Origin of the sequence: Marinitoga sp. 1138, assembly GCF_013363265.1 — a bacterium.
In the GTDB taxonomy this organism is placed as follows: Bacteria; Thermotogota; Thermotogae; order Petrotogales; family Petrotogaceae; genus Marinitoga; species Marinitoga piezophila.
In genome coordinates this window covers 35,005-59,030 of the sequence record NZ_LBFA01000014.1, presented here as the reverse complement: position 1 = coordinate 59,030, position 24,026 = coordinate 35,005, and the positions used below count along the sequence as shown (strand labels likewise).

The window sequence follows — 24,026 nt, the reverse complement described above, 5'->3', positions numbered from 1 at the left end:
GGTCATACCCCCCTTAAATAATATTGAAAAAAGTAATATAAGTTTTTTTATTCATTAAAACCATTCTTAATGATTTTTTTGATTTTTTCAACAGGATTTTTTTCTTCTGAAAGATTTATCCATATAGCGTTTTTATATCCTCTAAAATAAATAATCTGGCGTCGTGCATACCTTCTTGTATTTCTTTTTATTAAATGTATCATTTTATCATAATCAACTTTTCCCTCAATATATTCTAATACTTCTTTATATCCAATAGTATTCATTGAATTTAAGTTTTTGTTATAACCCATTCTTAATAGATTTTTTACTTCGTCAATTAAACCCATTTCTATCATTTTTTCAACACGTGTATTTATCCTTTCATGTAATTCTTTTCTATCTCTGTCTAAAATTATAATTTGAAATTCGTAAGGATTTTCTGTTTTCTGGCTTTTTATTAAGTCTGACATTCTTTTGCCGGAAAGTATATATATTTCCAACGCTCTAATGCTTCTTTTTAAATCATTGGGATGTATTCTTACATAACTTTCTGGATCCACATCTTTTAATATTTCTCTTATTATACCATGCTGAGAATATTCTAATTTTTTTAAATAGCTTCTTAAACTTAAAGAAGATGGTGCTTCAAAAAAACCTCGTGATACTGCATCAAAATATAATCCAGTTCCGCCTGAAATTATAGGAATCTTTCCTTTATTAAGGACTTCTTTTATTTTTTTTAATGCATCTACTCTATACATGTATGCATTATAATGTTCATCAGGTGAAACGAAATCAATTAAGTGATGTGGAATTTTTTCTCTTTCTTCTGGTGTTGGCTTTGCTGTACCTATATTCATATATTTATAAATTTGCCTTGAATCACAAGAAATAACCTCGAACTTTTCGCCGAGGTTAGTGAGTATATTCGTTTTTCCAACTGCAGTAGGACCTAATATTGCCGTTAGTTTCATTTTAAGTATATCACTCCATAATATACCCCTGAATTTTTGCTTCCATCTACTTTATCAAATTTATATTTATCCCATATAGAATCTTTAATGTGGGCTTTTATTACTACCTTATCTTTTGCTACTCGTTTCATTTCCTCAATATCTTCAATTTCAAGTGGGTCATATACTGCGAATTTTCTTAAAGGATTTAGAGCTGATGATTCAAAAACAGGATTTTCAAACATTGGATCACAATAAATTATATCATAACTTTTATCTTTTTGTTTTTTTAAGAATGATTTATAATTTGCGTGTATTATTTCTATTCTTTTTGAAGCCTCTTTTATCCATTTTATTTTAAAAGGATAATATGGCATACTTTCTTTTACAACAAGATATATAGGGAAAGATCCTTCTACACCTATTAATTTTCCATCTGTTAATTGAGAAGCTATTAATAATGCTTCACTACCAAGACCAAAGGTTAAATCCAGAACTGTTTCATTACCTTTTAATTCAAGATTATTTAATAAATAATCCTTTTTGTCGGCAACATAATTTTTCATTCTTATTTTTACAATAGAAGGATGAAAGAAAAATTCAAAATCACCTTTTTTTAATTTTAAAGTGAGGTTCTTTTCAACCACAAAGTATATATCTTTTGCCTTTAAATGCCTTCTGTTTTTATATACTCCGTTATATTGTTCAGCGAGTTGCTTCGCCCGTTGTATTTGTTCCTTCGATGGTTTGTGGGATGTTGTTATAATTAATTTTTCCATTTTCAAGGGTCACACCTTTCTTTTCAAGGAATTCTTTTATCATATCCCTTTCTTTTTCAAGCTCTTTCAATTGTTCCTTTAGATTTTCGAATTCCGATTGAGTTTTTTTGTATTCCTCGGTTAAACTGGAATACACTATAAACATTCTTACCATTTGAATACTAAAATAAAGTATAACAAATATTACAGCTATGTATATTATTATAAAGCCTATATTTAATTTCTTTTTTTCTTTTTTCTTTTTTCCAACAACAAACTTTTTTCGTTGAGCCATAATTATCCCTTTAATCCGGAACGTGCAATTCCTGCAACAAAGTATTTTTGCATGAATATAAATAGTATAATAATTGGTATTACTGAGAATGTAGATGCAGCCATTAACAGGTTATACATGGTACCAGATTCTGTGGTAAATGTTTGCAATCCTACAGCCAATGTTCTCATTTCAGGTGACTTTGTAACTATTAATACCCATAAGAATGCATTCCAGCTACCAACAAATTTTAACAATGCACCTGTTATAATTGCAGGTTTACTTAATGGAACCATTACAGTCCATAAGAATCTCCAGCTACTGCTTCCATCAATTTTTGCAGCGTCCCATAAATCATTTGGTATGGTTAAGAATTGTTGTCTTAAAAGGAATATAGCAAATACGCTTACTATCCATGGAATTATCAGCGCATAGTATGTATCAAGCCATCTAAATTTACTTATTGTGATAAAGTTAGGAACGAGCATTACTTCTCCTGGAACCATCATAGTTGCAAGGAAGAGCGTGAATAATGCATTTTTACCCCAGAATTCCAGTTTGGCAAATGCAAAAGCTGCCATTGCTGCAATTAAGATTTCAAATATTGTAGTAGTAGTTGCCATAAATACAGTATTTATATAGTATTTTGAAAATGGTGCAGCATGCCATGCATCAACATAATTCTGGAAGACATTTGCAAATACCTGTGAAGGTGTAAATTTAGCTTTCATAGTAGGATTATCTTCAAGGAACCATATTGCATAAGTATCCTTAAAGTATATTTCTATATTTGAGTAATTTCTGTAATATACTTTTTCAACATTTTCCGGTTTTTGAATTAATTTTACTTCTGAGATAGAATCAGAATACAATTTATTAAATGTTTCAAGAATATTGTTGTAATCTTTTCTCATTTTTGCGAGTTTTATGAGGTCTTCAGCTTTAAAGTTTTGATTTTTTACAAATTCTTTATCAAAAGGATTTAAATATTGTTCAACATTATCAGGTTGAAGTTTATCAATGTATTTTGTAAGATTTCTTATGACCATTAAAGTTCTTGAAAGGTCTTCAGATTTTATTTTTAATATATTTAATGTATGTTCATTGAATTTATGTTCAAGTGCAAGAACAAATTCATCTTTTATTTCAAATATATCATCATTTTCATTTAAAGCTTTTTTAAATTCTTCAGGAATATTGGAATTATGAAAAGCTTTTAAGAAGTTTTCTTTCATATCTTCTTTAGTTGGGACGTTAAATTGGATTATATTAATCTTTGCTGCTTTTTTCTGAATATCAGAGTAATTCTTTTCAAAGAATACTTTAAATTCCAGAGAATTTTTACTGTTAATTATTGAGGAATAAATATTTTTTTCAAGAAGCCTATTCACCCTTCTTAAATACATGTCATTAAATGAAACAAATTTACTTTCGAGATTTGTTAAAAGGGCTAAAACCTTATTTATTTCATTATCACTTACAATTCCTGTTCCTTTGGACATTTCAACAACTACTGATGAAACATTTGATAATTCTGTTTTTAGAGAAAAAAGATACTCTTTTAATTCTTCTTTTTTTCTTGCTTTTTCTTCTTTGACCACTGAGGAATCTGTGCTTTTCACTTTTAAATATGGAAGTCTATCTAAGGATACCTTTGTAAATTTATCTATATAATTTATGGAATCTTTTATTTCTTTGTCTAAATATTTTAATAATTGAGATTTTTTAAATAATCCATTTGCTGTTGAATATAAGCTAAAATAGAATTTTTCAAAGGATTCAGGGCTATTATCCAATGTGTTGATTTCTGCAGAAAGATCAGGAACTAATGGATAATTAGCATTATACTCTTTTATTTTTTCTACTAAACTATTAAGTTCCTGATTATCAGCATAATCAAGTTTAGAAAAAGTTAAGGTTATTAACCCTCTTCTTACAGGGTCATCTTCGATAATTAATAATTTTTTATATGGATTATATGTATCTTCACTTTGTGCTGCTCTGAATTCTGCGAGACTGAGTCCGCTTTTAGAACTTCCAGAAGATGAGGTTCCTTTTACATTAACCATAATTTCTGATTTGAAGTTTTTAGATGTCCACCTTGGTGGCCATTGAGCAATTTCACTGCTGCTTTTAAATGATGTAACAACCATCCATGCAAATGGCATTGCCATTATTATTGCTCCACCTATAATTAAAAGATAAACTATTGTAATTCCCATTGTATTAAAGAATTTATTCCATGACATTTTTAAAGGCCTCCTTTATTATGAATCGTAATGTACACGTTTTTTACCGGCAACAAATTGTATAAATGTAAATATGAGTATTATACCAAATAATACATATGCCGCAGCACTTGCCTGACCCATACGCTGTTCGCCATAGAACTTTTCAAATACATAATAAACTACGGTTAAACCACTATTGTTATATGGTCCAGGAAGCCCTGAATACAATACGAATATTTCAGAGAAGACCTTAAATGCACCAATCATTGAAACTATTAGTATAAAGAATGTTGTTGGCGATAATAAAGGCCATGTTATATGAACAAATTTCTGCCATGAGCTTGCACCATCAACTTCTGCTGCTTCATAATAACTTTTATCGATATTCTGTAATCCAGCGAGGAAGATTATTGAATAATATCCAACAAGTTTCCAGATTGAGATTATAGCAATTGTTGGTATTGTCCATTTTTCATCTTTTAACCATAAAATCTTTTCCACACCAAAGAATGAAAGGATATAATTCAAAAGCCCGTTATCGTTAAATATCCATTGCCATACAAGAGATACAGCAACAACACTGGTAACAAAAGGAATAAAGTATATTGTTCTAAATACAACCTTTCCTTTTACTTCCTGATAGAATAACATGGCTATTACCAATGAAAGGAATATTGTTATTGGCATTGACAATAAAACGTAATAGCTTGTATTCCATATAGCTTTAAGAAAATCCGCTTCTTCTTTTGCCATACTAAGATAAGTAACAATTTCTGGTATATGAATTAATTTGATTCCTGCAACATATACTGTAATCAATATAATCATTCTTAATAATAATTTATCAGGAGTTCCTTCTATTTTTTTCATAGCAGCGATGGCTGTATAGGAAAAGGCTAACCATAAAAATATTATCCATTGAAGTTGATAAGATATAACATTCCATAAAATAAAGGTTATAGCACTTATAACAGCATTTAAAATAATAATATTTTTCACTTTTTTATCTGAAATCCTTTTCAAATCAAGCAATACTGTTAAGAAATATATTGTAGCAAATATGAGGAAAAATGTTCCTAAAAAAGCCACGTTAAAAGTCATTGAAACTGGGTGTTTTAATTTAAATAATTGAATGTAATTATCAAAGCCTATAAATTGTGGATTAGCCTGATTTTTAAAATCCCATTTAAAGAAACTCAAAACAAATGAATAAATAATAGGCCAGAATACAAAGATTGATAAAACAATCATTGAAGGTAAAAGATAAAGGTATGCAGTTATACTTTCTCTGGTTCTTCTCCAGGCATGTGGAGATAAGAAGTATTTAGAAACTTTCATAATCACGAATAATACTACAGCTATACTGACGCCAATTACGGGAATAAGAATCTCAGCTGGCATAAAACTTCCTCCTATCTCTATTTAATTATTTTAATTTTTTTGCTAAGTCAATAAGTTGATTTACAATTTGATTGAAATCTGGATTTTCATTTGTTCTTTGTCTGAGAAATTGATTTATATTATCTATTTCCCTTTTTGCTATATCTATCTTAGGGTTTGTTCCTTCTTTATAAGCACCAACCTCTATTAAATCCTTTGCATCATTATATGTTGCCATTATGTCTCTTACCCTATACGCAGCTTCAAGATGTTCTTCTTTTGCAACGGTAGACATTAACCTACTAATACTTGCAAGTACATCTATAGCCGGATAATGCGAAGATTCAGCCAATCGTCTTGAAAGAAGGATATGACCGTCAACAATACCTCTAACTGTATCTGAAATGGGTTCATTAAAATCATCACCTTCAACAAGTACAGTATATATTGCTGTAATACTTCCTTTATCAGAATTACCCGCTCTCTCTAAAATTTTTGGTAATTCAGCAAATACACTTGGTGTATATCCGCGTGTTGCTGGTGGTTCACCTATGGACAATCCTATTTCCCTTTGTGCCATAGCCCAACGGGTAAGTGAGTCAACCATAAGCATTACATTATATCCCTGATCTCTAAAATATTCAGCAATTGTTGTAGCGCTTAATAGAGCCTTTGTTCTCATTAAGGCTGGTTGATCTGAAGTTGAAACAACAACTACCGAACGTTTTAAACCTTCTTCGCCAAGATCGCGCTCTATAAACTCTCTTACTTCACGACCTCGTTCACCGATTAAAGAAATAACGTTTATATCAGCAGAGGTATTTCTTGCTATCATACCAAGTAATGTACTCTTTCCAACACCACTTCCAGCAAATATACCAATCCTTTGCCCTTTGCCAAGTGTAATTAAACCATCTATAGCTCTAATTCCAACAGGAAGAGGTTCCTCTATTTTATTTCTTATTAAAGGATTTGGTGGTGGTGAGTAAATGGAACGATATTTTTCTGCATATAGAGGTTTACCATCCATAGGCCTTCCCAATCCATCAAGAACACGACCAAGAAGATTATTAGAAACGCCAATGGACACCTTTCTATTTAATTTTTTTACTCTGGCACCAACATATAATCCGTGAACATCTTCAAATGGCATGAGCAAAACCTTGTTTCCAACGAAACCAACAACTTCACACAGAGCAGTACTTCCATCTTTTAAGGTTATAGAACACAAATCTCCCAGAGAAACATCAGGTCCTCTGGATTCTATAACCACACCGGTTATTCTATCCACTATTCCTTCAAGGGAAAATATATCCAGTTCGTTTAAACGTTGATTTATGTTTTCCAGTATATCGTTATGAGTTTTCATTTAATTCTTCCTCTATAATTTTACTTACAGTTTTTATTAATTCGTTCCTGTTAATTACAACTTTACCCATATTTGTATGTACTGCTATTGAAAAATCTGGCAGAGTAATATCTTCTATTATCTCAACCTTTTCGACTTTTTCTATTTTTTCTATTAATTCTGGATAGTCTTTTAAAATATTTGAACTTACATGTATTTTTATAAATTCCATTTCTATGTAATATTCCAGTATTTTATTTAAAGCATTTTCAATCCATTTTGGAGTAGAAAATATTTCAATATCAAGAAATTTATGAACCAGAGATTTCAAAATATTAAACATCAGTATCCTTGCATTATATATTTCTAAGTTGAGAGAATTGTTAAATTCTTCTAACATTTTGTTTAACTCGGTAGAATATTGCTCTATTAAAGCATTTATTTCTTCCTGGGCTTTTTGTTGCCCTTCTTTTCGTCCTTTTTCAACTTCTTCAGCATAAGCAAGGTGAGCATCATTTATGATGCTCTCCGCTTCCTGTTTTGCATTTTCAATTATTTCGCTTGCTTTTTTTTCGGCGTCTTCTATTATTCTTCTGGCAATTTCTTCTGCGCTTTCTTTTTCGTGTTCTAATTCCTCTTCCGGTGGTTCAAATATTACATATTGACCCTTTATTATGCGTTTATTATACAATTAATTCTTCTCCTCCTCCACCGGCAATTATGATTTCTCCAGATTCCTCGAGTTTTCTTATAATTGCAACAATTCTTTGCTGTGCTTCATCAACATCTTTTAATCTTACAGGACCCATAAATTCCAATTCTTCTTCTATCATCTGACGAGCTCTTTGTGACATATTTCCAAGTAATTTATCTTTGAGTTCTTCTGATGCACCTTTAAGTGAAAGAGTAAGATCACGGGTATCAACTTCTCTGAGTATTCTCTGAATAGTTCTATCATCGAGTTTAAGTATATCTTCAAATACGAACATTTTCTTTCTGATTTCTTCTGAAAGTTTTGGATCTGTTTCGGATAATCTGTCAAATATGTTTTTGGATACAGTTCTGTCGATATTATTCATAATTTCAGCTGTTGTTTCTATTCCACCAACCTGACTGAATGGTTGAGCGGCAAATGAAGATAATCTGTCTTTCATACGGGACTCCACCTCCTTAACAACATCAGGAGTTGCCCTATCCATAATAGAAATTCTTTTAATAACATCAACCTGTAAGTCTTCCGGTAATCCTGCAATAACCTGAGCAGCAGCTCCTGGTGGAAGATAACATAATACCAATGCTACTGTTTGAGGATGTTCATTTTGCAATACATTGGTAATTTGTGCAATATCGATTCTCTTTAAGAAATCGAAAGGTTTAACCTGTAAGTTTGTAACAAGGTTTTCTATAATTTTGATAGCCTGTTCAGGACCAAATGCTTCTTCAAGCAATTTCTTGGCGTAGTCTACACCGCCTTCTTTTATGAACTCTTTTACTTTCATCAGTTCGAAGAATTCTGACATTACAGCGTCTTTTTCTTCATCTGATATTTTTCCGAGGTTTGCAACCTCTAAAGTTAGCATTTCAACCTCTTCTTCATTTAATTCTTTTAATAATTTTGAAGCTCTGTCAGGTCCCATTAAAACTATCAAAATAGCTGCTTTCCTTAAGCCATTTACATCTTGTTTGGCAGCCATAAAATCACCTCTTATTGATTAATCCAGTATTTTACAATTTCTACAACATCATCGAGACTTTGATCAACGATTTTTGCAAGTTTTTCAAATGATTTTTGTTCTTCGGTAAGTTCCACTTCTTCCGGTTCAATTTCTTCAATAATTCTTGTTGCTGCTTCTTCAAGCTTTTTCTTTCTTTCAAGAATGGTTTTCCTTGCTTTCTGTTTCTTTCTAACATTGATTATTGCTATTACAAATAATGCAATAAATATCATGAATATTATAGAAGCAACCATGATAATGGTAAGTGTTTTTGCTCTTTTTGACTGTTCAACCATTTTCTGGTATTCTGCTTCTAAATCTTTATTAAATTTGGTAAATAAAACAGTAATATTAGAAGGAGTTGCTCCTGTTGCTGTTGAAATGGCTGTTTTTATTTGAGCTATTGTTGTTTCGTTTTTTGGAATAGGAGATTTGTCCTCGTCTATAAATATAGTAATAGATTTATTGGCAATTTCACCATTTTTGTCTTCGGTAACCTTTTTATATATTTCATTAAAATCGTAATTTATTATACTTTTTGAATTTTTATATGTATCGGATCCCTGATTATCAGGCGTTTGTGTTGTATATGGAGGGACATTTGAATCAACGCCTGGAACATTTGATGTTCCAGAATAGGAGGTTTTTTCCTCCGTTTCTTTTTGCTCACTAACAACTATACCTGAAGTTTTATTTACAGGTTGAACATTTCGTGCTTCCTGTTCTATTTTTTGCCAGTTTAAATCTACTTCTGGCAATACAACAATTGCGCCCATTCCAAACACTACCTGAAGCTTGTCTTCTATTTTTTGTGTATAATACTCTTCTATTTTTCTCTTTAAATCAAACTTTGTAGCTGCATCTGCTATATTTCCTTCAGCTAAAACCTGCGCGCTGAGATTATGAGAATAATTGTCTACAACCTTTACATCTTTTGGATCAAGATTTTGAACAGCTCCTGCAACAAATTCCATAATAGCTCTTACCTGATTTGAATCTATAGATGCACCTGGTTCAAGAAATAGTAAAACAGAAGCTTTTGGTTTAGATTGTTCTGCAGGTGTATAATATGTCCTTGCAGGCATTACAATATGAACTCTTGCATATTGTATTCCTTTCATTGTGGAAATTGAACGTGCAAGCTCTCCTTCTATTGCTATTTGATAATTTACCTGTTTATCATAACTTGTAGCGCCGAAACTCTGTTTTTGAAGCAATTCATATCCTGTAACCTGATTTCCAAGAACACCACCTAAAGCTAATTTCATCCATAATTCGTATTTATTGTATTTTTCTGGAACCATTATAGAACCGCCAGCACCAACTTTATATGGGATATTCATTTCCTCAAGTTTTGAAATGATTTTTCCACCCTGTTGTTCGTCAACACCACTTATTAAGACCTGATAATTAGGTCTTAAGTTTAATATTATGAAAAATATTATTATTATTAAAAAAACTGCGGCTAATATAGATAGCAATATCTTTTGATTTGTAGGGAAATTATCCCAATAATCCTTTATCTTTTCTAAAAAGTTCATAAAGCCACCTCATAAACTCATAAATATACCTATTCTATAGGAGGAATTAAATAAAATTCCAAGTTTTATGTCGTATATGGATATACCTGTTATAAAAAGAAAATCTTTATCTATATAAAATTTCATCCACATATTGTTTTTAAAATCATATGACATATAAATTTGTTTTAAAATTTTATTATTATTGTTAAATGATACTACATTTTGAGCCCATGGATAGCCAATTCTTGCAATTGTATCCATGTTTAAATTATAATCTGAAAATGCACCTATTGAGAAATTTGTTTTTGGAAAGTAAAAACCACCAAATTTAACTTCAAGATTATTGAATTCAAATTTATTTTCAGTTGTAACTTCGAAATGTTGGTTTGAATAAAATTCCCAATTTTTGTATGCAAAACCTTCATTTGCAATTAGATTCATATAATTTTTTTTCACATTTCCGCTAATGCTTATTAAATAAGGTGAATAGACAGAAGTGTTTTTATATTTTTTTTGTGCTTTTTTTACTTTATTATAATAATAGCTTCCCGCTGAATTTATGCCATTTTTCAATACTGACGTTGGTCCCTGATAATATCCTGCAATTTGCTTTTTTTCAGTACCAAGAGTTTTGTTTAGATAATCATGATATAAAGAGGCTGTTGTTATATTATCAATAGGGTTAAATAGATTATGAGCGCCAAAATCTTCAGCTACTATAGGTTTTAGTTGTAAAAGCCCTATTGCATGACTTGAAGAAATTGCATGCGTATAATAGTTTGATTCAACATACATCTGACCGCCTATTAATGTTTTATCCTGTGTCCATACATATCTTAGTAATTCATTGGAATCCATATAAGAATATTTTCCAATATATGTATATTCAAATGTCAAAAACATGGAGTCGGTATACAACTCCATGTGTAATCCTGGTTTATAGAATATTTTATTATATATGTCTGTTTTTTCTGAAAAACCAGATATAGTAATTAATATAGTAAAGAGGAAAAGTATAACCCTTTTCACCTTATAATTCACCCAATAATTCTAAAATTATATTGGCAATTTTTTCTCCAGTTTTATTAGCGATTTCAATTACTTCTTCGGCTGTTACAGGTTTTAATTCATCTGGAACTGCTTTGTCTGTTACTGCAGAGAAACCTAAAACTCTTATTCCAGCGTGATTAGCAACAATAACTTCTGGAACTGTTGACATTCCAACTAAGTCTGCACCAAAATTTCTCATCATTTTTAATTCAGCAGGTGTTTCAAATGTTGGGCCTGTGATTCCAAGATATACGCCTGTATAAACAGGAATTCCCAATTTTTTAGCAACGCTGATAGCTTTTTCTGTTAATTCTTTATCGTAAGCTTCACTCATATCAGGGAATCTTGGTCCCCATTCATCATAATTTGGACCTATTAATGGATTATCTCCAAAGAAGTTAATTTGATCTGTAATGATACATGGGTTTCCAACTTCAAAATTTGGATTCATTCCACCAGCAGCATTTGTCACAATAAGAATTTTAATACCCAATTCCTGCATTACTCTAATAGGGAATGTTACTTCTTTCATTGTATAACCTTCATAATAATGGAATCTTCCATTCATTAACATTACATTTTTTCCAGAAATTTTTCCAAACATTAATGAACCTTTGTGTCCAGGTGCTGTTGATACAGGGAAATTTGGAATTTCTGAGTAGCTTATTTCAAGGGCATCTTCAAGTTTATTTGCGATTCCATGAAGCCCTGAACCTAAAACAATTGCCACTTCAGGTTTTTCAGATACTTTACTTTTTATATATTCAGCTGCTTCCTTTACGTTTTTTACATATGCTTCAATGTCAAAATTCATATAAAACACCTCCAAAATATAATATATTTATTTTTCATTTATTATTATATCACATTATTCTACATATCCAATAAATGGCAGGTTTCTGTATTTTTCATCATAGTCAAGACCATAACCTATTACGAAGTAATTATCTATATAGAATCCAGGGAAGTCTACTTTTATACCGTGATCATGAGCATTTTTTATAAGAAGGGATGTTAATTTTAAAGAAGCAGGTTCCTCTTTTAATATTTCAGACATTAAAAATTTTATGGTATTTCCTGTATCGACTATATCTTCAATGAGCAAAACGTGTTTTCCTTTTAAGCTATAATTTAACCAGCTGTTTACTGTGATTTTTCCTGTTGATTGTGTTCCGCCGTGATAACTGGATATACTTACAAACTGATATACCATATCATGTTCAATGTTTTTTACAAGATCAGCAAAAAAATGAACAGAACCTTTTAAAGCACAAACAGCAACTATTTCTTCATCTATATCCTTATAATATTCTGTAATTTCTTTACCAAGTTCTTTTGCTTTGTTTAAAATCTGTTCTTCTGTTAATAATACCTTTAAATTTTCAGGGGATATATTCATACCACACGCTCCTTTCTTAATGAGACCTCACCAGCATATACCTTTTCTATACCACTTTCAAATTCAACTTCAAGATAATCACCATGTATTGAAATAATTTTACCACGTTTTTCTTCATTTTGGAATATTATTTTTATAAAATCTCCATTTCGAATGTTAAGTTTTTTTATCCATTGTTTTGTGAAAGCGGATATTTTATCTCTTTTAAAATATTTTAAATAATATTTATAATATGCATGGGAATTAATTTGCTTTAGAAGTTTCTCAAGATGTAGTTTTTTATTTTTTTCTTCAATATAACTTGTGGCTATATCTTTTAATTCTTCAGGAATTTTATTATTTACATTTAATCCAACGCCAACTATTATAGCTGAAGGTATTACACCAGTGAATACAGCTTCGCCAAGAATACCACATATTTTTTTCTCATTTACAAGCAAATCATTTGGCCATTTTATTACTGTTTCTAATTTATATTTATCTTTTAAAATATCATGTATGGCTAAACTGTATAATCGAACATAATGCCAGGGATTATAGGGCCTTATATTTGTTGGTTTAAATAATACGGAGAACCATAATCCTCCTCTATCTGCAATCCACTGCCTTTTCATTCTTCCATATCCGCCTGTTTGTTTGTCAGCCCATACTACTGTTTCAGATGGCAAATCCTTCCAATGTTCTTTTAAAAAAATGTTTGTTGAGTTAATAGTATCAAAATGTATAATTTTATCTCCTATAATTTTTGGTCACTGCCTTCCTCTATAGGTTTATATGCATGTTTAGCTTCTGGAAATTTTCCATTTTTTACTTCTGATGAATAATTTTCAATAGCTTCTTTAAATAATTCGAAACCATTTAAGTATTTTTTTAAAAATTTAGGTTCAAATTCGTTGTTTAACCCCAATAAATCATGCCATACCAGAACCTGACCATCACAAAATCTTCCAGAACCTATACCTATTGTGGGTATTGCCAATTCTTCTGAGATTTTTTTTGCAACAGGTTCTGTAACCATTTCCAACACAATTGAAAATGCTCCAGCATCTTCTAAAGCTTTTGCACTGTTTAATAAAACTTCTTCTTCAGTTTGAGTTTTGCCTTTTGAAGTTATACCTATTTGTTTATATGATTGTGGAGTAAAACCTATATGACCCATTACCGGTATCCCGAAATCCACCATTTTTTTTATTAATGGCACAACATTTAATCCACCTTCGAGTTTTATAGCATCAGCACCAGCTTTTAGTAATAAACCAGCATTTTTAATAGCTTCGCTATCGGAAACCTGATAGCTTAAAAATGGCATGTCTCCTATAATAAATGTGTTAGGAGCACCTTTTTTTACAGCTTTGACAAAGATTATCATTTCTTCCATGCCTATTTTTATAGTATCATTATTTCCAAGCATTACATTTGAAGCTGAATCACCAACAAGTATCATATCGACATTTGCGGCTTCAGCGATTTTGGCGGAGAAATAATCATATGCAGTAATCATTACTATTTTCTCCTGCTTTTTTTTCATTTTTAGAAATTTTCTTATGCTCATGTCAATTTTCCTCCTTTATCCTGTATAGCGTATCTATAAAAAAATCATAAATATTTTCATCGTTAAAATAGCTTTTGAATATTTTTTTTTCTTTTTGAATGGTTTTAATATCATTTCTTGCAACAGGGCCAGTTAAAGCTTCTTTTAAACCTACTTTTTTTATATTATTTAATGAATAGATTGCAAGGTCTATTAAATGCTCTATGTTGTTAAGATTCATATCTTTATATAAATCCATGGATAATTTCGCCAGAGCATATGAAAAATTTGAAAGTATAACAGCTGCAAGATGATATTGGATTTTTTTGTTTTGGGGAATAATGATATATTTTCCTTTTAAGTCTGTAACTAATTTTTTTGCATATTCCAATCCCTTTTCATTGCCTTCAATTCCCCAGACTATATTTTGTATTTCTTCACATTTTTTTTCTGAGTTAAATGGAAAGTTAGGGTGCATGGAAAAATGTGGCACAGATTGTATAAAAGAAGAGTCCAATACTCCACTACAATGACCAATTGCGAGAACATTTTCGAGGTTATTATTTTTTAATTTATTCCATATTTTTTCAATAATATCATCGGGTGTTGTAATTATTATAATGCCATCAAATCTGTAATTTGATATATCAATATTCTTCCCTATTAATATTATATCAGAATATTTTTTTATTAAGCAATTATATAAAGTTTTTCCCACTTTTCCAGGTCCAATTATATAAATTTTCATGTATAAAAAACCTCCGCAAAGTTAAATATATTTAGTATAACGAATATTTCATAATGCATATTTTTTATGATATAATATTTATACGGGATTTATTTTGGATTTGCTGTTTATGATGATATAATCTAAATTTACTTATATTATAACATAAATTGAAAGGGAGTTATTATGAAGAGCAAGTTATTTATAATCTTTTTTTTGATAGTAGCTGTGCAATTTTATGCAGTGTTAAAGGTTGGGATTTCACTTACAGAGCCATATGCATATATGGAAGAAGTAGAAGATGGGTATATTTTAAAAGGAATTGATGTAGAAATTGTAAAAATGATATCTCAAGAGCTGCATGAAAATGTAGAAATTTATATTTTTTCGTTTCCATATCTGGTCGACAATGCGCTAAATGAAGGAAATGTGGATATGATAATAGGCGGAATACATATTACTCCCGAAAGACGAAAAAAATATTATTTTTCAATACCGTATTTAACTACAGGGTTGGTTTTAATAAAATTAAAAGATAATAAGAAAAAAATAACAAGTTTTGATAATATAGCTATTGGCGCAAAAAAAGATTCAACGGGGTATAAAAAAACGCTTGAATTAATTAATAGCGGCAAAATAGTACATTTACATGTATATTCTTCAAATGAAGAGTGTCTTGAAGGGGTTTTAGATGGAAATGTAGATGCTGCTTTCTTTGATCTGGTAAATGCTTTATATTTTTCAAAAAAATATCCTGTAGAAATTGTTGGAGAGCCATTTGAAAAATCAGATGTTGGTATTGCAACAAAAGATAAGATTTTACTGGAAAAGATAAATTATATAATTTTGAAGAATAAACAGAAAATAAATATTATACTGAAAAAATATGGAAAATAATAAAATAAAATTAGAACAATGGTTTAGAAGAAACACAAGAAAAAAGTTAATAGCTGCAACCACTGCCATATATTTAATAATGGCAATCTTTTTTGCTTTAAATACATATTTTTATATGAACAATGAAGTTGAAATCCAGTACAATAGGATATTAAAGATTATTGATACTCAAAAGAAGAGAATTATTACGAATATGGAAGTTATTGCAAATGTTTATTCTTTATCTGTTGATGCTGAAAAGATCCTAAAAAATGTTGTTAATAGCAACTCTGTTATCTCATGTATAGGAGACTATAAGCCGTCGTTAAAAACATTTACCTTTGTATATCCAGAAAAAGCCGGGTTTCAACAATTTGATATTGATAAACATATAGATGAATTGAAAAAAACAGAGTTTAAAGTTATTGTTGACAATGAAAATATATGTTATTTATTTCCGTACTTTTATGATTTTTACGGAGAAAGTCGTTTTTTCGAAGGGATTTTAGTTGTTAAATTAGATGTCAAAGCGGTAATTGATGAATTAAAGGTTTTTCTTGCAAAAAATGAGAAAATTTCTTTGACTAAAGAAAATAAGCCGTTTGCAATTTTTAAAACATTTGAACTTTATGGAAGAAAGGTTTATTTAATAATAGATTATAGTAAATATATATATAACTTCTTTTTAGTAACATTATTAAGTATGATTGTTGTTGTATTAATATCAATAATTATGAGAAAATTGGAAATAAAGCATTTAAATAATCAGATTATCAGGCCTATTAAATCATTGACAGAACATATGAGAAATGAATTACTGGAAGAGTTTGATCAGAATTTTGAAATAGAAGAATTTGAATCTCTGAAAAATTCATTTAATTCACTGATTAAACGAATTTATGCGCATAAATTGGAATTAGAAGGTTATTTGCAGGAAACTACGGCAATGAATGAAGAATTAAGTGATTTAAATAAGCGATTAGAGACGTATTTTGAAAAATTAGAAGAGTTAATAACGGTAATTGCCCGTCTTAGTCTTTCCGATATGGATGAAAAGGTCTTTTTTGACAAATTACTTGAAAGTGCTATAAAAATAGTTCCTGAAGCCGATTATGGAAGTATTTTTCTGTTTAATAAAGATAAAAATATATGGAAGATTATCAGTGCAATTGGGCATGATGAAAAACGGCTGAAACATGTTGTGTTTGATAATAAAACATTTATATATGCGAAACAGGTATCTGTTGTTGAAAATATTGTTGAAAAAAATAAAGGATTGCTTGATGATACAAAACTTCAGGAATTAGCCGATGCAACAAAACCAATTTCAAAATCGTTATTAGCGCCTTTAAAGATAAACAATTATGTTATTGGGCAAATTGCTCTGGATATAAGTGTAAAAAATGGCAGAAAGACTTTTTCAAATGAATCTATGAGACTTGTAGAGGCTCTTTCGCATCTTGCTTCTGCATTTGTTAGATTAAAGCAAATTTCAAAAGAAGAAGGAAGGTTCCATAAAAATGTTGTATTAACTCTTGTAAAAGCTCTTGAGTATTATGATAAATATACAAAAGGTCATTCAGAAAGAGTTGCATATTATGCAACAGAATTTGCAGAATATCTTAAACTGGATAAAGATATGATAAGAAAGGTTTATTGGTCCAGTTTATTGCATGATATAGGAAAATTCTTTATTCCCCAAACAGTTTTAAATAAGGAGACAAGATTAACAGATGAAGAATATGAAATAGTAAAAACACATTCCACTAAAAGTTATGAATTGCTTAAACAAAGTGGTTATATGGATGAATATGCAATTATTGCAAAGTATCATCATGAAAGATGGGATGGCAGAGGATATCCAGAAGGATTAAAAGGCGAAGAAATACCATTTATTTCAAGAATAATATCTCTTGCTGATAGTTTTGATGCAATGACAACAGACAGACCTTACAAAAAGGCACTTTCATTTGAAGAAAGCATAAAGGAAATTGAAAAAAATGCCGGAACACAATTTGATCCTGATTTAGCAATGAAATTTGTAGCTTTCTTAAAAGAAGAAAGTTGGAGGAAAAATTACAATGATAAGAAATAATCCTTTGTCAGGAATTTATACAGAACCTTTTGAAAGAATGAGAAAATTTGAGTATATAATTCCTTTAATATATTTTTTACTTTTGATAATAGGAGTTTTTGCAGTAAGAACAGCTACATATGGAGAGTATATAGAAGATAATTATTATAAACAAATAATATTTTCAACGTTAGGAATAATAGTATTTTTTACCGCATATTTTTTAAAAGAAAGTTTTTTAAAAAGAATTATCGGCTATTTATATTCTTTTACTATTTTTCTTTTAATATATGTTTTGGTATTTGAACGAGCACGCTATGGTGCAAGACGATGGATAAGAGTTGGTCCTGTTGGAATACAGCCCTCTCATTTGTTTTTGATCTTTACACTTATTATTTTTGCAAAATACCTTGCAGAAAAAAACAAAAAAGCATATTATATATTATCTCTAACAACGTTGTTAGGGCTTGGATTAATCTTTAAACAGCCGGATCTGGGTATGACGTTATTTACATTTGGTTTATGGTTTATGTTAACCTATGTTTCTGGTGAACATGAAAAAACATGGAAAACTTCAATGTTTTTAATGTTATTTTCCTCACCTTTTGCCTTTTATTTTATGAAAGATTATCAAAAAGCCAGAATTATAGGTTTTTTATTTCCTGAAAAAAATGCCGCTGGAGTTGCATATAATACTTTACAGGCAATGAGAGCAATAGGTTCTGGTGGTTTTTTTGGAAAAGGATATTTAAATGGTTTTATGAATCTTTCTGATTTTGTACCGGAAGACCATAATGATTTTATTATTTCTGTAATAGGTGAAGAATTTGGATTTTTGGGAATAACTGTAATCATATTGCTTTATGGAATATTAATTTATAGAATGTATATTTATGCACAAAAAACTTCCAGAAGATTCTGGAAATACATATATTTTGGAACAAGTTTGATTATATTTTTTCATGTCTTTGAAAATATAGGGATGAATTTGGGAATAATGCCGGTTACAGGAGTTCCGTTGCCTTTGATTTCATATGGAGGGAGTCAGATAATTATTTTTTCATTTTTGCTGGGTTTGGTAACTAAAGGTATTGCAACAACAGAATCATATGCAGAAGAAAATTATATAGATGATGAAACGAATTTTAAAGGAGAAATGAATTAATATGATAAAGGTTTATGTTATTGGAAAACCAAAGACGAAATTTATAAAAACAGGTCTTGAACAATATTTGAAATGGACTTCTAAATATGATAGAGTGGAATTAATTACTTTGCCATTATCAGATGATTTAAATAAAATATCAGCAGAAGAGTATAAAAAAAAGGACATGGAGAGGATTTTAAAATATTTTACAGGAGATGTTTTCAGGGTTGTTCTTGATGAAAGAGGAAAGGAATTATCCTCAATAGATTTTGCAAAAAAAATAGATACATGGAGAATAGGTAAAAAAAACATATCTTTTTTTATTGGAGGACCGTTGGGACATCATGAATATATAAGAAACAATGCAGATTTTTTGCTTTCTATGTCTAAGATGACCTTTACGCATGAAATGATACTGCTATTTTTACTGGAACAAATATATAGAGCATTTAAAATAAATAATAACGAAAAATATCATTATTAAGAAGGTGAAAGTGTGCATCAGAGAATATTTAAGAGGATGAAAACATATGAAGATGTATATAAATTTTTAAGTTCTATGGATAATATATCTGAAAATGCATTAATTCCAGTGAGAAAGGTATTAGATGAAGAAAGCAATGAGGAATTTATTTTATTCGAGGAAAATGATAAAATAAATTATATAAAATTCTATCATATGGGAAGTTGCGAATTATGTTTTGAAAAATACTCTTCAGAGGATATTTCAAAGAAAGAATTATGGGCTGAAAATCCACCTACTTTTATGGACAAAGAATTAAAATTGGAGATAATATTTGAAGTTTCAAGTAAAAAATAACCCTGAAAATCAAATTTCAGGGTTATTTTTTATGTGTTAATTTAATAAAGAAAAAATCTTTGTAAATATTACCATTCCCAGTAATGCAAATGGATATGTTGCCCCATATCCAGAAGCAACCTCTTCAGATTCATTTGCATCAATTGCGGCACCAAGTCCTGGAGTACTTGTCATTCCTCCACAAATAGCGCCAGATAAAATTATCCAGTTAAGTTTAAAAATATATCTTCCTATAATATAACCTATTAGAATAGAAAAAAAAGCAATAATTAGTGCGAAAAACATTAAAATAAGCGTTTTTTCGTTAAGATTATTAAAGGTGTTATATCCAGATTTCAATCCAACAGATGACAAAAACATAAGCAATCCTAATTCTTGAATACTTTTTAAGATTTTTTTGTTCATTTTAAAATTAATAGGTCCAACTTTACCTAATGAACCTAAAAATAAAGCCGAAATCAATATTCCACCGGTCATGCCAAGTGAAAATTGTATAATTCCAAGATTGATATTTATCTTACCTAATAGAATACCTACAATTATTACAAAAGAAAATGCCATGAAGTCAAAATTGTTAATTTTATCTTCTTCAAAAGTTATTTCAGATGCCAGTTTTTCTTTTTCTTTTGAAATATCTATTTTAAATATTACAGGAATTAAGTACATAGAAAGAATTACCGCAAGAACACCAGGGATATATCCAACAGAATATCCAAAGGTTATTTCATCCTGGAAATCAGGAACAGTTTCAAGTGCTGTTGCAAGTCCTGGGGAACTGGTAAGGGCACCAGAATATACTCCAATAAAATTATAAATATTATATCCTGATATTTTTCCAAAAAAATAGGATAGAATGAAACCAGAAAGAGTTATAACAAATGCCATGGCTATAAATCTACTTCCAAATTTTTTTATGATAAATTTAATATCTCTGGAAGCTATTAATCCAACAGCTGAAATAAATAAAATCAAAGAAAAAAGAAAAAATTGGTGAAATGAAGCCTTTAATAATTGGATTGAAGAAAGATTATTATCTTTTAAAAGGAGGGTGGTAGCCAACCACCCCAAAAATAATCCGCTAAAAAGGGTTCCCGAACTCCCTAATTTAAATCTACCTATTTTAAACTTACCTATAAAGATACCTAAAAAAATTGATGAAAATAAAAGAAAATATGGATTTGAAAGCAACTTCTTCAACTCCTTTGTTATAATAATATAGTTATTTATATCATATCAAAATTTATTATCTTTATATTTACTTTTCTTATAAAAGATCTGGTATATTTTTAACCACATTTATTCCCATTTCAAGAAGTTGCTTTTCTTTATATTCAATACTACCTTCATAACCTTCTACAATAGCTCCGGCATGTCCCATTCTTTTTCCTTTTGGAGCTGTTCTTCCAGCAAAAAATACCTTTATATTCCCTTTATAACCTTTTTTAAGAGCATTTTTGATACCTGTAACTTCATCATTCCCCCCAACTTCACCTATTATAACAGCCTCTTTTATATTATTTTCAATTAAATAGTCAAAAGCTTCTTCAACAGATGTTCCGATAATTGGATCACCACCCAGACCAATTCCGATTTTTATGCCTTTTGAATATAAAGAAAGATAATTTGATATTTCATACATTAAAGTTCCGCTTCTTGATATTACAGCAATTTCTCCAGGCTTAAAAGCTTTTTCAGGCATAATCCCGATTTTTGAAATTCCAGGTAATATTACGCCAGGACAATTAGGTCCTATTACCCTTACATTATTATCCTTTGCAATATGATATACATCCAGCATATCCTGTTGAGGAATATGTTCTGTGATAATTATAATTTTTTTTATGCCAGCATTAATAGCTTCAAAAATAGCATCTTTTGCAAATGGAGCAGGTACAAATACAACAGATGTATCTGCATTATATTTTTCTACAGCATCTTTCATATTGGTTAATACAGGAATATTATATAAATCCTTTATTTTATTGTTTTTTGAAACACCACATACAATATTTGTTCCATAATCGAGCATCTTCTTTGTATGCAATCGTCCAGATTTTCCGGTAATACCCTGGACACAAACTCTTTCATTTCCGTAAATCATTTATACTCACCCACTTTCACTGCATCAAGAATCATGGAATACATATCTTCATAATAATTTAAATTGTGTTTTTTTAGAATTTCCTTTGCTTCGTTTTCATTTGTTCCCGTTAATCTTATAAATAATTGTATATCAGGATTTTCCTTATTAAATTCAACGAGTCCTCTGGCTATTTCATCGCATTTTGTAATTCCACCAAAAATATTTAGAATTACTTTTTTTATTCCAGAATTCTTTAATAAATTTAAAGCTTCAAGAGTAATATCCTTTTCAGCTCCTCCACCAAGATCAAGAAAATCTGCTGGTTCTCCACCATGTAATTTAACAGCATCCATTGTAGCCATAACTATTCCTGCGCCACAGCCGATAATTCCAATATCTCCTTCAAGTTTTACAAAGTGAAAAGGATACTTTTCATCAACAAATTCCTCTGCCCAGGTTTGTCTGAATATAGCGTTATCATCAAGATGCATTACAGCATCAAGAGCGATTATTTCTCCTCCTTCTGATTCGATTAATGGATTTATTTCAAGAAGGGTTAAATCCTTTTCTCTAAATAATTTTCTTAAATTAGGCAATATTTTCTGGATTTTTTCCGGAATTACTTCATGAAATTTTTCAAAATTTGTTTTTATAATTGAATCTTTGTTTTCTTCTATATCAATACCACCACTTTCGGAAAATAGTATACTTATTTCTTTTTCTTCTCTATTAAGTAGTAGAGATATATAGTATTCTTTTTTTATGGGAATCATTTCTTCAGCGAGAACCCCATAAGGTTTTTCGCCTTTTATTTCTTTTTTTAGCAGATATTTTGCTTTTTCAGAAAATTCTTCTTCTGTATGTGCAAATAATACACCGCCTGCTTTCATTCTTCCGCCCACTAACACCTGAGACTTTAATACTGCAGGCAGGAATGTTACTTTAATGTCTTTTTCAGAAGTAATTAGATACGATTGAGGCACTTTTATTCCATAATCTTGCAAAAAACCCTTACCAATAAATTCATGTACTTTCACTTAAATCCCTCCTATAAAATAAAAATTCCATCCTAATCTCCCGCGAGATCAGGATCGCTCTGGAATTAAAGGCAGGTCTCCCGACTTCCGGATCATCCTACTCCCAACGCCTTCCCAGGACAATTCCCAGTGGCCTTTTGTTGGTTTCGTACCCGGTTACGGTGGCGGGGCCGTGATGGATTCTCACCATCTTCCCTTTTAAGATTTCTCACCTTTAATTCCGGAGGTATTTACTTTTTTAATTTTCTATATGATTCTACCATATTAGATCTTTACATACAAACCTGAAAAGATAGTATATATTTTCTAATTTTGTAGAATTATGCCTGATAAAATTTTAAAATCTAATTAAAACTAAGAATTTTTATTTTTTTTTAATATCTTTTAAAACTTGAATCAATAATGGAATTATAGTAAAATTATAATTTAAGGATATTAAATACAAATTTTCAGGGAGGTGTTTATATGAAAAAGGTAACTCTTATACTTGTTTTATTAAGCATTGCTTTTCTTTTTGTAGGGTGTGTAGATCTTTTACAACAGGATAATTCAGACGTATTCCAAAGTTACTTTGATGATTTGAAAAACATTACAGAAAATTCTTCTATAACCGTATTAGAAAAGTACTTTTACAATGTTAATGTTACAGGAATGACAGATTTTGACGAAGATGCATGGGAGTGGGCTATAGAAGAGCTTATTTATCATTGTCCAATTTATGATGGTAGTACAGGAAAAGTTACAGGAAAGATTGAAAATCTTGAGATAACAAATGAAAAAGAATCAGAACCACCGGCTGATTTAAAAAATATCTGTCCTGATGTAGAAAAGGTATTAACAGCAGATTTATCTTTTGATCTCACTGCAGTAGGTGAAACAACATCAAAACATTATGATATTACAAGAAGCGCTTATTATATAAAAGACAGATGGTATATAGGAGTTGTGTATTATGAAAAAGAAGAGGATAAAGTAGTAATATATCCTGATTGGGAAGCATGGGAATATTGGGGAATGTTTTTAGGAGAATTTGATGAATAAATTTTTATTGATTAAATAATAATAAAAAAACAAAAGCCCCGACAATCGGGGCTTTTACGAAACCATATATGTATATG

Annotated in this window: 24 protein-coding genes and 1 riboswitch; of the genes, 6 read left to right on the top strand and 18 right to left on the bottom strand. The window is 30.0% G+C overall.

Annotation, left to right across the window (positions count from 1 at the left end):
• Positions 1-47 precede the first annotated feature (47 nt).
• From miaA to XO11_RS05350, 15 genes are all read right to left on the bottom strand, one after another.
• Positions 48-956: a tRNA (adenosine(37)-N6)-dimethylallyltransferase MiaA gene (gene miaA / locus XO11_RS05420; RefSeq protein WP_014296574.1), complete on the bottom strand. Its 909-nt coding sequence runs from the start codon at positions 954-956 to the stop codon at positions 48-50.
• Positions 953-1,714, bottom strand: a complete 762-nt coding sequence (locus XO11_RS05415; protein ID WP_014296573.1) for a class I SAM-dependent methyltransferase — start codon at positions 1,712-1,714, stop codon at positions 953-955. Before XO11_RS05415 ends, miaA begins: the two co-directional genes overlap by 4 nt.
• Positions 1,641-1,988, bottom strand: coding sequence for a hypothetical protein (locus XO11_RS05410; protein ID WP_041638518.1), 348 nt, complete (start codon positions 1,986-1,988; stop codon positions 1,641-1,643). Before XO11_RS05410 ends, XO11_RS05415 begins: the two co-directional genes overlap by 74 nt.
• Before the next feature lie 2 nt (positions 1,989-1,990).
• A complete protein-coding gene (locus XO11_RS05405; protein ID WP_014296572.1) occupies positions 1,991-4,216 on the bottom strand; it encodes a carbohydrate ABC transporter permease in 2,226 nt (741 codons plus the stop codon).
• A gap of 18 nt (positions 4,217-4,234) precedes the next feature.
• Positions 4,235-5,536, bottom strand: coding sequence for a carbohydrate ABC transporter permease (locus XO11_RS05400; protein ID WP_050899179.1), 1,302 nt, complete (start codon positions 5,534-5,536; stop codon positions 4,235-4,237).
• Between the two features lie 88 nt (positions 5,537-5,624).
• Positions 5,625-6,947 (bottom strand): flagellar protein export ATPase FliI, encoded by a 1,323-nt coding sequence (gene fliI / locus XO11_RS05395; protein WP_014296570.1) that lies wholly within the window; start codon positions 6,945-6,947, stop codon positions 5,625-5,627.
• Positions 6,934-7,617: a hypothetical protein gene (locus XO11_RS05390; RefSeq protein WP_175418290.1), complete on the bottom strand. Its 684-nt coding sequence runs from the start codon at positions 7,615-7,617 to the stop codon at positions 6,934-6,936. The genes fliI and XO11_RS05390 overlap by 14 nt, the downstream gene beginning before the upstream one ends.
• Complete coding sequence (gene fliG / locus XO11_RS05385; RefSeq protein WP_014296568.1) at positions 7,610-8,620, bottom strand: flagellar motor switch protein FliG; 1,011 nt, start codon at positions 8,618-8,620, stop codon at positions 7,610-7,612. The genes XO11_RS05390 and fliG overlap by 8 nt, the downstream gene beginning before the upstream one ends.
• 11 nt (positions 8,621-8,631) lie before the next feature.
• Positions 8,632-10,182, bottom strand: a complete 1,551-nt coding sequence (fliF, locus tag XO11_RS05380; RefSeq protein ID WP_014296567.1) for a flagellar basal-body MS-ring/collar protein FliF — start codon at positions 10,180-10,182, stop codon at positions 8,632-8,634.
• Between the two features lie 9 nt (positions 10,183-10,191).
• Entirely contained in the window at positions 10,192-11,205 is a 1,014-nt protein-coding gene (locus XO11_RS05375; RefSeq protein ID WP_014296566.1) for a lytic transglycosylase domain-containing protein, read from the bottom strand.
• Positions 11,195-12,028: a purine-nucleoside phosphorylase gene (locus XO11_RS05370; RefSeq protein WP_075780493.1), complete on the bottom strand. Its 834-nt coding sequence runs from the start codon at positions 12,026-12,028 to the stop codon at positions 11,195-11,197. Before XO11_RS05370 ends, XO11_RS05375 begins: the two co-directional genes overlap by 11 nt.
• A gap of 54 nt (positions 12,029-12,082) precedes the next feature.
• A complete protein-coding gene (gene hpt, locus XO11_RS05365; protein WP_014296564.1) occupies positions 12,083-12,613 on the bottom strand; it encodes a hypoxanthine phosphoribosyltransferase in 531 nt (176 codons plus the stop codon).
• The gene (locus XO11_RS05360; protein ID WP_368494358.1) at positions 12,610-13,338 is read right to left on the bottom strand and encodes a biotin--[acetyl-CoA-carboxylase] ligase; all 729 of its coding nucleotides are present in this window, start codon (positions 13,336-13,338) and stop codon (positions 12,610-12,612) included. The genes hpt and XO11_RS05360 overlap by 4 nt, the downstream gene beginning before the upstream one ends.
• An 11-nt stretch (positions 13,339-13,349) precedes the next feature.
• On the bottom strand, positions 13,350-14,165 hold the full coding sequence (gene panB / locus XO11_RS05355; RefSeq protein WP_075780492.1) for a 3-methyl-2-oxobutanoate hydroxymethyltransferase: 816 nt from the start codon (positions 14,163-14,165) through the stop codon (positions 13,350-13,352).
• 1 nt (position 14,166) lies between these two features.
• Complete coding sequence (locus XO11_RS05350; RefSeq protein ID WP_014296561.1) at positions 14,167-14,892, bottom strand: DUF2520 domain-containing protein; 726 nt, start codon at positions 14,890-14,892, stop codon at positions 14,167-14,169.
• Positions 14,893-15,057: 165 nt separating this feature from the next.
• On the opposite strand from XO11_RS05350, the gene XO11_RS05345 reads away from it, so the two are divergent.
• The 5 genes from XO11_RS05345 to XO11_RS05325 are packed head-to-tail and all read left to right on the top strand — an operon-like array spanning position 15,058 to position 19,788.
• Complete coding sequence (locus tag XO11_RS05345) at positions 15,058-15,768, top strand: ABC transporter substrate-binding protein (RefSeq protein WP_014296560.1); 711 nt, start codon at positions 15,058-15,060, stop codon at positions 15,766-15,768.
• Positions 15,758-17,842, top strand: a complete 2,085-nt coding sequence (locus XO11_RS05340; RefSeq protein ID WP_075780490.1) for an HD domain-containing phosphohydrolase — start codon at positions 15,758-15,760, stop codon at positions 17,840-17,842. The genes XO11_RS05345 and XO11_RS05340 overlap by 11 nt, the downstream gene beginning before the upstream one ends.
• Positions 17,829-18,986: an FtsW/RodA/SpoVE family cell cycle protein gene (locus XO11_RS05335; protein WP_014296558.1), complete on the top strand. Its 1,158-nt coding sequence runs from the start codon at positions 17,829-17,831 to the stop codon at positions 18,984-18,986. The genes XO11_RS05340 and XO11_RS05335 overlap by 14 nt, the downstream gene beginning before the upstream one ends.
• 1 nt (position 18,987) lies before the next feature.
• Positions 18,988-19,452 (top strand): 23S rRNA (pseudouridine(1915)-N(3))-methyltransferase RlmH, encoded by a 465-nt coding sequence (locus tag XO11_RS05330; RefSeq protein WP_175418289.1) that lies wholly within the window; start codon positions 18,988-18,990, stop codon positions 19,450-19,452.
• 12 nt (positions 19,453-19,464) lie between these two features.
• Positions 19,465-19,788: a hypothetical protein gene (locus XO11_RS05325; RefSeq protein ID WP_014296556.1), complete on the top strand. Its 324-nt coding sequence runs from the start codon at positions 19,465-19,467 to the stop codon at positions 19,786-19,788.
• Positions 19,789-19,824: 36 nt separating this feature from the next.
• Here XO11_RS05325 and XO11_RS05320 read toward each other — a convergent pair whose 3' ends face one another.
• From XO11_RS05320 to XO11_RS10725, 3 genes are all read right to left on the bottom strand, one after another.
• Positions 19,825-20,985, bottom strand: a complete 1,161-nt coding sequence (locus XO11_RS05320; protein WP_254873307.1) for a hypothetical protein — start codon at positions 20,983-20,985, stop codon at positions 19,825-19,827.
• A 67-nt stretch (positions 20,986-21,052) separates the two neighbouring features.
• Complete coding sequence (locus XO11_RS05315) at positions 21,053-21,889, bottom strand: CoA-binding protein (RefSeq protein ID WP_175418287.1); 837 nt, start codon at positions 21,887-21,889, stop codon at positions 21,053-21,055.
• Positions 21,886-22,908, bottom strand: coding sequence for an ATP-grasp domain-containing protein (locus XO11_RS10725; protein ID WP_014296553.1), 1,023 nt, complete (start codon positions 22,906-22,908; stop codon positions 21,886-21,888). The genes XO11_RS05315 and XO11_RS10725 overlap by 4 nt, the downstream gene beginning before the upstream one ends.
• A gap of 52 nt (positions 22,909-22,960) precedes the next feature.
• A riboswitch (cobalamin riboswitch) is annotated at positions 22,961-23,139 on the bottom strand.
• Between the two features lie 234 nt (positions 23,140-23,373).
• Between XO11_RS10725 and XO11_RS05305 the strand changes: the two genes are divergently transcribed.
• The gene (locus XO11_RS05305) at positions 23,374-23,949 is read left to right on the top strand and encodes a hypothetical protein (protein WP_014296552.1); all 576 of its coding nucleotides are present in this window, start codon (positions 23,374-23,376) and stop codon (positions 23,947-23,949) included.
• Positions 23,950-24,026: the final 77 nt, after the last annotated feature.

Coding starts and splice junctions, on each gene's coding strand:
- XO11_RS05335 (WP_014296558.1), top strand. CDS start 17,829: ATGATAAGAAATAATCCTTTGTCAGGAATTTATACAGAACCTTTTGAA.
- XO11_RS05370 (WP_075780493.1), bottom strand. CDS start 12,028: ATGAATTTTGACATTGAAGCATATGTAAAAAACGTAAAGGAAGCAGCT.
- XO11_RS05330 (WP_175418289.1), top strand. CDS start 18,988: ATGATAAAGGTTTATGTTATTGGAAAACCAAAGACGAAATTTATAAAA.
- XO11_RS05415 (WP_014296573.1), bottom strand. CDS start 1,714: ATGGAAAAATTAATTATAACAACATCCCACAAACCATCGAAGGAACAA.
- XO11_RS05405 (WP_014296572.1), bottom strand. CDS start 4,216: ATGTCATGGAATAAATTCTTTAATACAATGGGAATTACAATAGTTTAT.
- fliI (WP_014296570.1), bottom strand. CDS start 6,947: ATGAAAACTCATAACGATATACTGGAAAACATAAATCAACGTTTAAAC.
- XO11_RS05340 (WP_075780490.1), top strand. CDS start 15,758: ATGGAAAATAATAAAATAAAATTAGAACAATGGTTTAGAAGAAACACA.
- fliG (WP_014296568.1), bottom strand. CDS start 8,620: ATGGCTGCCAAACAAGATGTAAATGGCTTAAGGAAAGCAGCTATTTTG.
- XO11_RS05410 (WP_041638518.1), bottom strand. CDS start 1,988: ATGGCTCAACGAAAAAAGTTTGTTGTTGGAAAAAAGAAAAAAGAAAAA.
- XO11_RS05350 (WP_014296561.1), bottom strand. CDS start 14,892: ATGAAAATTTATATAATTGGACCTGGAAAAGTGGGAAAAACTTTATAT.
- panB (WP_075780492.1), bottom strand. CDS start 14,165: ATGAGCATAAGAAAATTTCTAAAAATGAAAAAAAAGCAGGAGAAAATA.
- hpt (WP_014296564.1), bottom strand. CDS start 12,613: ATGAATATATCCCCTGAAAATTTAAAGGTATTATTAACAGAAGAACAG.
- XO11_RS05315 (WP_175418287.1), bottom strand. CDS start 21,889: ATGATTTACGGAAATGAAAGAGTTTGTGTCCAGGGTATTACCGGAAAA.
- miaA (WP_014296574.1), bottom strand. CDS start 956: ATGAAACTAACGGCAATATTAGGTCCTACTGCAGTTGGAAAAACGAAT.
- fliF (WP_014296567.1), bottom strand. CDS start 10,182: ATGAACTTTTTAGAAAAGATAAAGGATTATTGGGATAATTTCCCTACA.
- XO11_RS05345 (WP_014296560.1), top strand. CDS start 15,058: ATGAAGAGCAAGTTATTTATAATCTTTTTTTTGATAGTAGCTGTGCAA.
- XO11_RS05305 (WP_014296552.1), top strand. CDS start 23,374: ATGAAAAAGGTAACTCTTATACTTGTTTTATTAAGCATTGCTTTTCTT.
- XO11_RS05400 (WP_050899179.1), bottom strand. CDS start 5,536: ATGAAAGTTTCTAAATACTTCTTATCTCCACATGCCTGGAGAAGAACC.